The organism is Neisseria iguanae (genome assembly GCF_003013245.1).
Taxonomy (GTDB): Bacteria; Pseudomonadota; Gammaproteobacteria; order Burkholderiales; family Neisseriaceae; genus Neisseria; species Neisseria iguanae.
In genome coordinates, this window is the sequence record NZ_PXYY01000073.1 from 1 (window position 1) to 13,108 (window position 13,108).

The window sequence follows — 13,108 nt, forward strand, 5'->3', positions numbered from 1 at the left end:
CCCCCCTGGTGGAAGCCGTAGCTTCTAGCAGTAACGCAGTTGCCTGTAAAAATGATGCTGCTTGGTATAAAAGTGCGGTACAGACAGGTAAGTATGTAGAAAAAATTGAGCCTTCTACCGGTGCGGCTGGTACAGGAGGGAGTACTTGTGCGTTGATAGCTACCTTCAAAGCCTCAGCTCAAGGTGTCAATGATAAAGTTGCTGGTAAAACCATTACCATGACCTTGACCCCTGCCACTGGTGCATGGGCGTGTACTACCAACTTGGACGATAACATCGCCCCTGCCGCATGTCGTAACACTACTAAAACAACTTAAATACTCAAGCTTAAAAAGCCCGCTTCATAATGGCGGGCTTTTTTAATGGTTTTAAAAAAATAAAGAGACTGTATTAGATTAGTAGTTATGTTACCTTTCGAAAATGAAGATAACATACTGTAAATTATCTGAAAAAGTACAAAAAAACAACAACTTGGGTTTTTGTACCCGGAGTTACTGCCCGTCCGGCTGCCGGTTTATTGGATATCCACCCCAATGCAGCAGCGTTGTTTACCGTAAAACCCGTCAGGTTGTTGCCTGCCATTTAACGCTTCAAGCAGATAAAGTTTTTGATGGTTCCGTCGGACCGGATGGGTGGTATTCCGGCGTTCAGTGTAAAGGCAAACGGGATCGCGAAAGCAGCGGGTAAAGCCGCTCCGTATCCGGTATTTTGAAACGGCAGGGTAAGGTTTATTACCGTTGTTGCAGAAAACACCGGGAAAGGTACGTCACTGCCTGTTATTAAACGGAAAACCATGCCTGACGGCATTGTTTGTACGGACGGTTATAAAAGCTGTGATGTGTTGGCTGTCAGTGGGTTTACTTATCACCGAATCAATCGTTCAGGGCTTTTTGCAGGCTGTCAAAACCACATTGATGGTATTGAAAATTTCCGGAATCAGGTAAAGCGCATTCTACGGAAATAGGACGGAATTGACTGGAAATCTTTTTTGACTTTGGCGTACCGTCCGGGCAGCTTGAAATGCTGCGGAAATGGTGTGGTGTTTGGGGATAATCTACGTCAGCCTCTATTTTAATCAAACTGAAACAAAATAATTTTCTAACCGGTCAATTGCTTGGTAATCAGTTTCTTAATCGGCGGGAAATTATTGCTGGCACGCAATACCAAGCCGCGCAGGATTTTGGCGGGGCCGGTTTCGTTGGTGAAGAGTTTCAGCAGCATATTGGTGCCGTGATACATCGGGTGGGCATGCAGTATGTGTTTGTTGTGGTATTTTTCCAGTAGGGTGCTTGAGCCGATGTCTTGGCCGCGTTGTGCGGCTTCTGAAATCAGTTTGGCTAAAATGTCTGCGCCGGACAGGCCTAAGTTGAAACCGTGGGCGGTGACGGGGTGCATGCCGACGGCGGCATCGCCGATTAGGGCGCTGCGCTTGCCGTAAAAACGTTGGGCAATCATGCCGACCAAGGGATAGTTGTGGAAGGTGCTGACAACTTCCATATCGCCCAAGCGGCCTTTTAATTGGGCTTTCACCATGGCGGCCAATTCTTCGTTGCCCAAGGTTTTGATGGAATCGGTTTTGTCGGCATCAACGGTGATGACGGTGTTGGTGATGTGTTCTTCCAGCGGCAAGAGGGCGATGGTGCGGCCGTAGTGGAAGCATTCGTAGGCGGTATGGCCGTTTGACAGGGTGTGTTTCATGCGGCCGACAAACATGGTGCGGCTGTAATCGTGCATATCGGATGAAATACCCAATTGCCGGCGGGTTTGTGAGAAGCGGCTGTCGGCGGCCAAGAGCAGGCGTGCGGTCAGGATGTCGCCATTGTCGAGAATGACTTGGGCTTCTTGATCGGAAACGCTGACTTCTTTGACGTTGGTATCGGTCAGAATGACCACGTTGCCGAGTGTGGCAACCACTTCATAGGCGGCTTTGCGGATGTTGTGGTTGGAAACCAGATAGCCTAAGCAGTCGGCTGGTCCGCCGCGTGCTTGGGTGGGTTGCGGGAAGTGGAGTTGATAATCGGATTGGCCGTTTAATACCTTGGCATCGCGTAAAGGATAAATTTCGTCGGTCGGAATACGGTCCCACATGCCCAAGCGCTGCATGATTTCGCGGGAAAGATGGGTGAGCGCGATTTCCCGGCCGTCGTATGGCGGATTTTGCAACACTTCCAACGGGCTGCGTTCGATCAGGGTTACTTTTAAACCGCTGCCTGCCAGTTCTGCGGCAAAGCTGAGGCCGGCAGGACCTGCGCCGACGACGAGAATATCGCTGTGTAAGCTCATGGGGGTATCCTTTATTTTAAATGGCGGTGGATGATTTTCAGACGGCCTTTAGGGTGTGTCTTCATTTCGTCTGCGTCGCCCATTTTCGAACAGGAAAGCGTGTATGCAGGGCGATACTCAAAGAGACCGGTTTGGCACGCTGTGTCGGTAAAACCGGCCGGCGCGGCAGCAAGGTCGGATACTTTGCGCGCATTTCCAACGCGGCAGACGGGTTTTTATGCCGGAAAGTGCCGCATGATGAAATGAGGACACTCCCTAGTGTACGGTGTTTTGGCCGGTGAGGAGGCATCCGGGACAATTGGTGAATTATAGCAAAATCATCCATAGAATAAAGCGAAGATTCATTCGGTATGCAAGTTTTTACTTGGGCTTTAATGTATGTCAAGTGTTGGGATGATGAAGTGTAACGGGTGCGTGAGTAGGGGGTTGGGCGGAGGGAAGCGGTTAATGAAAATTAACGGTGGCGGGAAGGGAAAAGGGGAAATAAAAAAACCGCTTCTTAAAGGAGAAGCGGTTTCAATTGGGCTATTGTTCTTCAGAACCGGTGTAAGGGCGGACGCTTACGGTTTTGCGGTTTAACGCGCCTTTGGTTTTAAATTCGACGTAACCGTCAACTTTGGCGAACAAAGTGTGGTCTTTGCCCATGCCGACATTGTCACCGGCGTGGAATTTGGTGCCGCGTTGGCGGACGATGATGGAGCCTGCCGGAATCAGTTCGCTGCCGAAGGCTTTTACGCCTAAGCGTTTGGCTTCTGAATCGCGGCCGTTGCGGGTGCTGCCGCCTGCTTTTTTACTTGCCATATTAATACTCCTAAGCTTGTGTTAAATTAGGCGATTGCCACGATTTCGATTTGGGTGAAATTTTGGCGGTGGCCTTGGCGTTTTTGGTAGTGTTTGCGGCGGCGCATTTTGAAAATGCGTACTTTTTCGCCACGGCCGTGAGCCACGACTTTCGCTGTTACTTTTGCGCCTTCGATAAAAGGTGCGCCTACTTTTACAGACTCGCCGTCAGCAATCATCAAAACTTCGTTCAGTTCGATTTGGCTGTCGAGTTCGGCTGGTATCTGTTCTACTTTCAATTTTTCGCCAACGGCAACTTTGTATTGCTTACCGCCGGTTTTTACGACCGCGTACATACTCAACTCCATGAGAATTGTGGTTAAATCATTCGCACCCCATGTGCGAAACGTTGGATTTTATGCATATTCTGCTGTTTTGTCAAAGCTTATTTCTCCTGTAATGAAAATGCCGTTTGGGAAGGTGTGTAAAACAGTCTTTGCTGCTATAATCGCGCGCTGGATATGATATTTTATGCGACACTCTCTTTTAATTTTCTAGAAATTCCGGTCATGCTCGAAAATCTGTCTTATTTCCAATATCATCTGTCCGATGATTTAGCCAAAGTCAATGTTGTGATTAGTCAAGCCGTTCAGTCGGATGTGGCGCTGATTGCTCAAATCGGTACCTACATCATCAGTGCCGGTGGTAAGCGTTTGCGCCCGATTATCACGATTTTATCGGGAAAGGCCGTGGGCTATGATGATGAAAAACTGTACTCGCTGGCGGCGATGGTGGAATTTATCCATACGTCCACGCTGTTGCATGATGATGTGGTCGACGAGAGTGATTTGCGCCGCGGCCGTGAAACAGCGAATAATTTGTTCGGCAATGCGGCGGCTGTTTTGGTCGGCGACTTCTTATATACCCGTGCGTTTCAATTGATGGTCGGCTCGGGCAGTATGAAGATTTTAGAAGTGATGGCAGATGCAACTAACATCATTGCCGAAGGTGAGGTGATGCAGCTGATGAATATCGGCAATATTGATATTACGGAAGCCGAATATGTGCAGGTGATTCAATATAAAACCGCCAAATTGTTTGAAGCGGCGGCGCAAGTCGGTGCGATTTTGGGTAAGGCAGCGCCGGATCAAGAGCAGGCACTGAAAGATTATGGCATGTATGTCGGCACGGCATTTCAAATTATTGACGATGTGTTGGATTATTCGGGTGAAACCGAAGAAATCGGTAAAAATGTCGGCGATGATTTGGCCGAAGGCAAGCCGACATTGCCGCTGATTTATTTGATGCGCCATGGTTCGGAGCAGGCGGCCAATGATGTGCGTCATGCTTTGGAAAATGCCGACCGCAGCTATTTTGAGAAAATCCATCATCATGTGGTGAATTCTGATGCCTTACCTTATTCGGTGGGCGAGGCGCGCAAAGCGGTAGAAAAAGCAATTGCGTGTTTGAGCATATTGCCGCAAAGCGAGATTACTGAAGCTATGCGGCAACTTGCCGAAGAATCTTTGGCGCGCGTGTCTTAAAAGAGTGTGACATGAATTTTAGTTTCATTCCGCTTTTTTTGGTGATGCTGATTTTGCTCGGTGTTCTGAGCAATAATAATTCGATTACGATTTCCGCAACCGTATTATTGCTGATGCAGCAAACGGCCTTGGCAAAATACATTCCTTTAGCGGAAAAATACGGTTTGGGCATTGGTATTATTTTTCTGACCATTGGTGTGTTAAGTCCATTGGCTTCAGGAAAAATCCAACTGCCCGGTCTTGCAGCATTTGTAAATCTCAAAATGTCGGCCGCTGTTGCTGTCGGGATTTTTGTGGCGTGGATTGCCGGACACGGCGTACCTTTGATGAGCAGCCAGCCGATTTTGGTGACCGGATTATTAGTCGGTACCATCGTCGGCGTGGCTTTTTTCGGCGGCATTCCGGTAGGGCCGTTGATTGCCGCAGGAATATTGTCGTTTATTGCCGGAAAAGTTTAATGCGCTCCTCGCCATAGTTCAACGGATAGAACGTATGCCTCCTAAGCGTAAAATACAGGTTCGATTCCTGTTGGCGAGGCCAATATAAATGCCGTCTGAAACGTTTCAGACGGCATTGTTGTATGTGGCATTCATTGAAAGTGTTTATCAGGGCGCTCTTCTTCCTGTAAGTGCTTCTAAGATTACACAATGTTCTAAAGGTATGGCGGTAACCCATGCGGTTTACTCTGTTTTTTATGGTAAAGGGCCTACTACGATTCCGTCGGTATTGAAACAATTAGGTAAAGCCGGAGCCAATACACTGAAGTCATGGATTAAAACCGTATCAAGTGACCGGCGTTATAAAAGCTGCATCTCTGGCGTTGCTTTGAATTGGCGCTCGCCATTACAAATGGCTCTCATGGATATTTAATCAGGAAACTTTTTTATGCTGGATAAGGTTTACGAAGTCATTCATACGTCGGCAAACATTTTATCGATAAATGATAAGTGGTACGCTTGGGATAGTATGTTTTCCTCTCTCTATATATTGGTTGTTTTTCACAGATGTAGAAACCATCGTATCTTTTTTTGGTGAAAATACATTTATGTGGGGAGTAACCATTGCTGCATTATTTTGGATGTGGTGGTGTTGTAGGAAACAGGCGTGGTTATGGATATTGCCTTATCTCTGCATAGGAAAATTTATATTTTTATTCGTTTCGTAAATCTAACCGCCCTTAAGGGGCGGTTATTTCATGTATCCCAATTATTAATCTGCATTAAAAGCCGTTTCAGACGGCCTTTGCCAAAATAGCCTCATCAATCCGATGGGGCTTTTTTATGGCCAAGTTATTTGAAATTTTTAAATCCGGCACGTGCACCGACAACAACGACCGCACGATAATGATTACCAATGCGGACGTGGCGCAGGCGGCTGCGGTTATGATCCGAAGTTGCACGAAGCGCCGCTGGTTATCGGTCATCCGAAAACCGATGCTCCGGCTTATGGCTGGGTGGGCGGTCTGCAAGCCGACGGTGGCGTATTGTCTGCCGATTTTGCCCAGATGGACGATGATTTTGTCGGCTTGGTGCAAAGCGGCCGCTACAAGAAAGTGGTTGTGTGATGAAAGCAGAATGCTGTGGATTATCTTGGGCTGTCTGAAACGTTCAGACGGCTTAGGGAGTGTCTTCATCTCATCATGTGGCATCTTTCCGGCATAAAAAACCGTTTGCTGCGTTGAAAATATGCGTGCAGGTGTCCTCCTTGCCGTGCCGGCCGGGTTTACCGGTGCGGCGTGTCAAACCACCCTCTTTGAGTATTGCTTTGCGTAAGCGTTTTTTGCTTGGAAACCTGTGACGCAGACAAAATGAAGATACACCTTAATGTCTGATTTATTCTTGTGCAGCCAGTTTCGCCAGGTTGTTTGAATCGTTTTGTTGCAAGGTAGTCAGTTTCTTGGTCAGGAAATTCAGAATGACTCCGTAAGCAGGCAGGAAAAACAGCGTACAGATGGTGAGTTTGAATAAATAATCGACAAAGGCAATGCCCGGCCAATGTTGTGCCATAAAGGCATCGCTGCTGGCATAGAATGCGACGCTGAAGAAAACTAATGTATCTAAGGCGTTGCCGAATACGGTTGATGCGGTAGGTGCGGCCCACCATGATTTGAGACGGCGTAAGCGGTTGAAAACGAAGATATCCATGATTTGGCCAAGGGCGTAGGCGGCAAAGCTGGCAAGGGCGATGCGGCTGACAAAAGTGTTGAATGTGGCCAATGATGCCCAGCCTGTCCAATTACTTTCACTGAATAATACGGAAAATACGTAAGATAGCAGCAGGGCAGGGAACATCACCCAAAAAATAATGCGACGCGCCAAGTGTGAACCGAAAATGCGGACGGTCAAATCGGTGGCCAGGAAAACGAATGGGAAGCTGAGTGCGCCCCAAGTGGAGTGTACGCCGAAGATTTCAAAAGGGAATTGCACCAGATAATTGCTGGAGACAATAATGAGAATATGGAATAAAACAAGCCAAAATAGGGCTTTTTTCTGTTGGTCTTGGGTAAACTGATACATGGTGTGTCTTTCGGAAACGACTTTCAGCCGGCCTGGTTAACAGAATGAAGGGTTGGAAAAGGCCGGGTTGTTGACATTTTTTATACGGAACAGCTTTTGTTTTTGCCGAAATCATTGTTTTAGAATTTCTGACTCTTCTCAAGAGCTGTGTGGCGTTGCCGCATCTTTCGGTATTTTTGATAACACGCAAAAATCTCCAAACGGAGCTTCAGGCAAAAAAACAAAAAGTGTAAACAACGACGGAGTTTTCGATAAATGAAGCTGTCTGAAAAATGGTGCTTGATTTTTCGGTAATGGATTTAGTGTGCGTCGTGTTCAAACAGGCGTTTGCGTGCCAAGCTTTCAAACTCGGTGTGGGTTTTGCCGTAGTTGGCAAAAGGGTGGATGGCAATGCCGCCACGTGGTGTGAAGTCGCCATAGACTTCGATGTATTTCGGATCCATCAATGAAATGAGATCTTTCATGATGGTGTTGACGCAGTCTTCATGAAAATCGCCGTAGTTGCGGAAGCTGAATAAATAGAGTTTCAGTGATTTGCTTTCTACCATTTTGATGTGCGGAATATAGCGGATATAGATGGTGGCGAAATCCGGCTGGCCGGTCATCGGGCAAAGACTGGTGAATTCGGGGCAGATGAATTTGACAAAATAATCGTTGTCAGGGTGTTTGTTGTCGAATGCTTCCAAGATATTGGGGGTATATTCGGTCGGGTATTGGGTGTGTCGGTTGCCCAATAGGGAGATACCGTTTAATTCTTCGGTGTTGCGAGACATTTTTGATTTCCTTAGTTTTTAATGTGGGAGATTTTCGAACTACGTAACTATTTATTCTAATATAAAATTTATGTCTGTGTGGAGATTTAATTTCAAGTTGACTGAGCTGATGCGGACATTGTACTTCAATAAACCAGAGTATTTATTATGACAATTATGTTTCTTAAGATCTCCTTCTTAAGAGATAGTGTATTTATCTAAATAGTCGTGCATTTTAAATAGGATTATCGGTTATTATTTGGGATTAATTAAATATTATATGCATAATGAAACCCGTTTGTAATTTGCGTAAACCGATTATCAGATTTTCATTAGAAAAATAATCAGCTGAATTAATATAGCGCTAGAAAGTAAGTATCTGGTATTTTAAGGTAAATGAATACGTCATTATTTATTTTATGATGCCTTATTTATATTATTTGAAACAAATCAGCCATTTGAATAAATTTAAGAGAACACACAATGAGTTTTTCACAAGTCGAATTAGTTAATGCATTGCGTTTGTTGTCAGGCAGACTACCTGAATTTTCCGAGAATCAAACACAAGCCGGAAGATTGCTGCGCGTAGTGACCGAGCGGTTGAGTGGCCATTTGAACGAGAGTTTGAAAGTTTTCGGCATCAACGAAAATTTATGGTTTGCAATGATGGCCATTTATGTCAGCCCCAATAGCGAGATTCTGCCATCGCGTTTGAGCGATTTGATGGATTTAACCCGCACCAGCGCAACCCGTCTATCGGATGAAATGGTTGGACGCGGTTGGGTAGAGCGTCATATCAATCAGCAAGACCGCCGTCAGATTGTGTTAAAATTAACCGCTGAAGGTGAGGCATTTATCCAAAAAGTTTGGCCGCAGATTTCAAGTAAAAGTAGCGAGGCTTGGCAGGATTACACCAATGATGATTATGTGCAGCTTCAATATCTTCTGACCAAACTGTTAAACCATTTGGATGGCTGAGTGCGACGCTGGCGGCTGCAAAAGATTACGATGGAGTCGTTCATGAAATTTCGAATCGTCAAAACGGGTATGTACATCATCGCAGCGGCAATGCTGGCGGCATGTGCCCAATTTGGCAAACAAGCACCGTTGGAGAAACCAACGGTGCATTCTTTATCGCAAGACAACTCTGTACTCGGGCAGGATTCTTGGTGGCTACAATTACAGGATAAAAAACTCAATACTCTGATTGCCCGTGCCATTCGAACGTCGCCCGATTTGCGTATGGCAAAAGCTCGTTTCGAACAGGCCCAATCGCAGTTGGGCATAACCGAGGCTGTCGACAAGATGCAATTAGGCCTGATTGGCAAAGGTATCGCCATGTACGCCGCGCCTAAGCCGGTTTCGACACACGGCAAGACAGACAGGCATTTGTTATTTGCTAATGTTGCGGTGCAAGGCAGTTGGACATTTGATTTTTGGGGTAAAAACCGCGAGCAGTTGGCCTCAATTTTAGGTCAGCGTCAGGCCGTATTGTATGAAGCGCACCAATCGCGCATTGCCTTGGCACATGCGGTAGCGGCGCAATATTTTGCGTGGCAGTCATTGGTTGAACAACAGGCTTTGGCCGAGCAGAGGATGGCATTGGCCGACAAAATGCTGCAATTGGCCAAGCGTCGGATTGGTGCCAAACTGATGCCGTCTGAATCGGTTTATCCAATTGAATTGGCGCAGCAAAAATTGGAATTGGAAAAGCTGGCGTTAGCGCAAAAGCAGCTTAAAGTGCGCCACAGCTTGGCTGCATTGACAGGCACAACCCCGATGGAGCTGACCGTTTCAATGCCGGAAAAACTGGCGAATGCGCCGGTCTTGCCGGTGGGTAAATTACATGCTGATTTATTGGCAGCGCGTCCGGATGTGGCGGCTCAAAAAGCATTGTTAAGCGCGCGGTTGCATAAAGTAAAATCAACTGAGGCTGAATTTTATCCTAATATCGAGCTGAAAGTATTGGCCGGTTTGGGGCATATCGATGCGTTTAATGTTATACGGGGCAAGGCTTCGGGGATGTTGGGTGTGGTGCCTGCGCTGAATCTGCCGATTTTTACTTCCGGTGCGTTGCAATCCCGTTTGGCCGGTAAACGTGCGGCATATAACGAGCAAGTGGCTGTGTATGATCGGGCGGTTTTAAATGCCATGCGTGCAGCGGCTGATGCTATTGCCGATTACGAAAGTCTGCAAAAACAAAAGCCAGTGTGGGAGAAAATGCTGAAAACTTCCGACAAATCTGTACGCGCCGCTCAAGGCCGTGTTAAAGCAGGCTTGGAGAACGGCTTGTCGGTATTAAAACAGCAAGATGAAGCTGTTCAATTAAAAATGAATCAGGTGCAGCAGCAGGCACAATTACTTACGGCATGGAGTAATGTGCATATGCAATTGGGCGGTGGGTTTAAAATTGGTAAATAAATTCAAGAGCAAGCAAAAAATTCAGACGGCCTAAGAACCGTCTGAGTTTTTATCCTTTCAAAATAATAAAATTAAAAAAGTCGTTATGCAGGTGTAGACGGAGTATTTAACGATAACCGATATGGAAAGTAACTTGATTGAGTATAGTGGCAGATTATAGAATGCCAAATCTGTTTTTCCCATTCGGTATCATTTGAATGACGAATTAGAAAAGTAATAAATAATTGTTATTTAAAAATAAATAAAGAAAAATCGTTCTATTTTTAAATCGGGATCAAGTACACTCATGTCTAATAAGCAAGACAGCAATCAAGCGCAAAAACCACTTGCCGTGGAAACGGTTTCGGGGTCACGCGGCCATCGTACACACAACCTGACGATTTTTACGTTGCTTTTTATTGTGCTTGCGCTCGGTGCGGCGTTGGTTTATTTCTTGATGTTGCAAAATGAAGAAGCAACAGATGATGCCTATGTTGCCGGTCATTTGGTGCAGATTACGCCGCAAGTGAATGGCACGGTGCGTAAAGTGATGGTTGACGATACCGATGTGGTGAAAAAAGGTGACGTTCTGGTTTCTTTGGACGACACTGATTTCCAATTAGCGTATGACCGGGCCCAGAATGAATTGATTCAGGCGATTCGTCAAAACAAACAGCAAACGGCAAGTAATTCGCAATTACGGGCAGAAGTTTTATTGCGTAAAGCAGAATTAGCCAAAGTGCAGTCGGATTTGGTGCGACGTGAAGCATTGGCCGGAACGGATGCGATCTCCGGCGAAGAATTGAGTCATGCGCGTGCGGCAGTGGTTCAGGCGCAAGCGGCATTGAAAGCGGTCGAGGCGCAGGAAGCAGCGGGGCAGGCAGCATTGGGCAACAATATTCCTTTGCGCCAGCAGCCTGCCGTTCAGACAGCAGTGAGCCACATTAAAGACGCATGGTTGAACCTGCAACGCACGCAAATCCGTTCGCCTATGACCGGACAGGTTGCCAAACGAAATATTCAGGTAGGGCAGCGTATTCAGCAGGGAACGGCATTGATGGCTGTGGTGCCTTTGCATAATTTGTGGGTCGATGCCAATTTTAAAGAAACACAATTGCGTAAAATGAAAATCGGCCAGCCGGTGCAAATGGTGACGGATTTATATGGCGATAAAGTCATCTATCACGGTAAAGTCATAGGCTTGTCTGCAGGTACAGGTAACGCTTTTGCTGTGCCGTCGACACCAAATACGGCAGACAGTTGGACGAGAGTGGCACAACGTGTGCCGGTCCGAATCAGTTTGGATGAAAAAGAATTGGCAGCAAATCCGCTGCGCGTAGGCTTGTCGATGACGGTGACGGTTGATATTTCTTCAGCAGGCAAAGGAAAGAATATGGCGGCTACTGTTGAGAAGAATACTGTATTGCCAGAAGCAGACAGTGTAGATTGGGCTGCTGCGGACGCTTTGATCGAACAGATTTTTGAAAAATACGCGAAGTAATGTTTCAGACGGCCTTTTCATGTAGAGGCCATCAAAAAGTAATATTTGGATATGATAATGGGTATCTGCTTTTTTGAATCATTTTATTAAAGCTATTCAAGGTAAAAGGCCGTCTGAATGTTCAGACGGCCTTTTACCTGTTAATTTAAATTCAACAGTAAATCACGGAAAGCGTTCGGATCCTTAATAAATGTCATTTCGCCGGACTGTGGAAAATAAAAATCCAGTAATCGGGACACCCAAAAGCGGATACAGCCTGCACGCTGTGCAATCGGGAAGTAAGCGTGCTCTTCATCAGATAAAGGTCGGATGCTTTCATAACCTTGAATAAGTGCGTCACGCAAGGGCATGTCCAAATGATTATCTGCCGTTCGTGCCCAATCGTTCACAGCAATAGCCAAGTCGTACATAAAATTACCATTGCAGGCATAATAAAAATCAATAAAACCGGCAACATCTTTACCATCCAATAAAACATTGTCTTTAAATAAATCCGCATGAATAATACCGGAAGGTAGACAATGGTTCAGATTTTCATCTAAAAATGAAATTTCCTTCCGCAACAATTGCGCATCTTCGTCACTTAAAACCGGTAAAAGTTGAATGCAGGCTTCATGCCACCAGTGATCATAACGTGGATTTTCCATTTTTAATGGAAAATCTTGGCCGACCAAATGCATCTTGGCCAACATCGCACCAGTGTTGAAGCATTGCGCTTCTGTTGGCCAGCTGGTGTCTGAACCCTTCAGACAGGTGACTAAGCAAGCCGGCTTGCCGGCTAGAATGGAATCTAATTTTCCATCTTTACGGATGACCGGTGCAGGGCAGGCCACTCCGTTATTGCTCAAATGTAAGCTCAATTGTAAGAAAAAAGGCAATTCTTCTTGTTTAAGTACTTCAAATACCGTCAATACATATCGTCCGGTCGTGGTTGTCAAAAAGTAATTACTGTTGGTAATCCCTTGGGCAATACCCTGTAAGGAAACAAAGCCACCTAAATCATATTGGGTGAGAAACGCATACATCTCATCATCTGAAACACTCGTATAAACCGACATAATCAAAAGCCTGAAAGATAAAAAATAAAAAAGCAGCCTAAATCATACCAAAAAATCACCTTAAGCAGTATCAAGGCTGTCTGAAACCCAAGCTTTCTTAAAATTAGAAGCCGTCGTAAAAGATAAGACGGAGGCACGTCGAAAATTTTTCAGAAGGTTTTTTGTATTGGGGGGGAGGGGCTGTTGTGACCGGTTTTGGAAATTTTCTGCGAATTTGCTGTTATTAAAATTAGTTTGTAAAACAGCGGTTTGATGTATTGTATCCGGGGGTGGT

15 protein-coding genes, 1 tRNA gene and 1 pseudogene are annotated in these 13,108 nt (G+C 45.8%); 10 read left to right on the top strand and 7 right to left on the bottom strand.

Annotation, left to right across the window (positions count from 1 at the left end; all coding sequences use genetic code 11):
• The coding region (locus tag C7N83_RS10195; RefSeq protein WP_106742453.1) for a pilin at positions 1-317 on the top strand (317 nt) is incomplete at its 5' end.
• 103 nt (positions 318-420) lie between these two features.
• Positions 421-1,053 (top strand): annotated as a pseudogene (locus C7N83_RS10200) (transposase).
• 45 nt (positions 1,054-1,098) lie between these two features.
• Here C7N83_RS10200 and ubiM read toward each other — a convergent pair.
• The 3 genes from ubiM to rplU form a co-directional block, all read right to left on the bottom strand.
• On the bottom strand, positions 1,099-2,283 hold the full coding sequence (gene ubiM / locus C7N83_RS10205; protein WP_106742455.1) for a 5-demethoxyubiquinol-8 5-hydroxylase UbiM: 1,185 nt from the start codon (positions 2,281-2,283) through the stop codon (positions 1,099-1,101).
• A 525-nt stretch (positions 2,284-2,808) separates the two neighbouring features.
• Complete coding sequence (gene rpmA / locus C7N83_RS10210) at positions 2,809-3,084, bottom strand: 50S ribosomal protein L27 (RefSeq protein WP_106742456.1); 276 nt, start codon at positions 3,082-3,084, stop codon at positions 2,809-2,811.
• Between the two features lie 26 nt (positions 3,085-3,110).
• Positions 3,111-3,419, bottom strand: a complete 309-nt coding sequence (gene rplU, locus C7N83_RS10215; protein ID WP_106742458.1) for a 50S ribosomal protein L21 — start codon at positions 3,417-3,419, stop codon at positions 3,111-3,113.
• Positions 3,420-3,632: 213 nt separating this feature from the next.
• Between rplU and C7N83_RS10220 the strand changes: the two genes are divergently transcribed.
• The 5 genes from C7N83_RS10220 (at position 3,633) to C7N83_RS10235 (ending at position 6,171) form a co-directional block, all read left to right on the top strand.
• A complete protein-coding gene (locus tag C7N83_RS10220; protein WP_106742460.1) occupies positions 3,633-4,607 on the top strand; it encodes a polyprenyl synthetase family protein in 975 nt (324 codons plus the stop codon).
• Between the two features lie 11 nt (positions 4,608-4,618).
• Positions 4,619-5,065, top strand: a complete 447-nt coding sequence (locus C7N83_RS10225) for a DUF441 domain-containing protein (RefSeq protein WP_106742461.1) — start codon at positions 4,619-4,621, stop codon at positions 5,063-5,065.
• Between the two features lie 7 nt (positions 5,066-5,072).
• Positions 5,073-5,147: transfer RNA gene (locus tag C7N83_RS10230), tRNA-Arg, on the top strand.
• A 6-nt stretch (positions 5,148-5,153) separates the two neighbouring features.
• Entirely contained in the window at positions 5,154-5,477 is a 324-nt protein-coding gene (locus C7N83_RS14275) for a hypothetical protein (RefSeq protein ID WP_146135136.1), read from the top strand.
• Positions 5,478-5,922: 445 nt separating this feature from the next.
• On the top strand, positions 5,923-6,171 hold the full coding sequence (locus C7N83_RS10235; RefSeq protein WP_211296639.1) for a hypothetical protein: 249 nt from the start codon (positions 5,923-5,925) through the stop codon (positions 6,169-6,171).
• Positions 6,172-6,439: 268 nt separating this feature from the next.
• On the opposite strand, the gene C7N83_RS10240 is transcribed toward C7N83_RS10235, so the two are convergent.
• Together C7N83_RS10240 and queF are read right to left on the bottom strand one after the other, a co-directional pair.
• A complete protein-coding gene (locus C7N83_RS10240; protein ID WP_106742463.1) occupies positions 6,440-7,123 on the bottom strand; it encodes a 7-cyano-7-deazaguanine/7-aminomethyl-7-deazaguanine transporter in 684 nt (227 codons plus the stop codon).
• Positions 7,124-7,422: 299 nt separating this feature from the next.
• Positions 7,423-7,896: a preQ(1) synthase gene (gene queF, locus C7N83_RS10245; protein WP_106742465.1), complete on the bottom strand. Its 474-nt coding sequence runs from the start codon at positions 7,894-7,896 to the stop codon at positions 7,423-7,425.
• A gap of 462 nt (positions 7,897-8,358) precedes the next feature.
• On the opposite strand from queF, the gene C7N83_RS10250 reads away from it, so the two are divergent.
• From C7N83_RS10250 to C7N83_RS10260, 3 genes are all read left to right on the top strand, one after another.
• A complete protein-coding gene (locus C7N83_RS10250) occupies positions 8,359-8,853 on the top strand; it encodes a MarR family transcriptional regulator (RefSeq protein WP_106742467.1) in 495 nt (164 codons plus the stop codon).
• Between the two features lie 42 nt (positions 8,854-8,895).
• Entirely contained in the window at positions 8,896-10,296 is a 1,401-nt protein-coding gene (locus C7N83_RS10255; RefSeq protein ID WP_106742472.1) for an efflux transporter outer membrane subunit, read from the top strand.
• A gap of 286 nt (positions 10,297-10,582) precedes the next feature.
• The gene (locus C7N83_RS10260; protein WP_106742468.1) at positions 10,583-11,776 is read left to right on the top strand and encodes an HlyD/EmrA/EmrK family protein; all 1,194 of its coding nucleotides are present in this window, start codon (positions 10,583-10,585) and stop codon (positions 11,774-11,776) included.
• A 140-nt stretch (positions 11,777-11,916) separates the two neighbouring features.
• Here C7N83_RS10260 and thrB read toward each other — a convergent pair whose 3' ends face one another.
• Together thrB and C7N83_RS15310 are read right to left on the bottom strand one after the other, a co-directional pair.
• On the bottom strand, positions 11,917-12,834 hold the full coding sequence (gene thrB, locus C7N83_RS10265; RefSeq protein ID WP_106742470.1) for a homoserine kinase: 918 nt from the start codon (positions 12,832-12,834) through the stop codon (positions 11,917-11,919).
• A 60-nt stretch (positions 12,835-12,894) separates the two neighbouring features.
• Positions 12,895-13,108 (bottom strand): hypothetical protein (locus tag C7N83_RS15310; protein WP_211296640.1); only part of this gene is annotated, 214 nt, incomplete at its 5' end.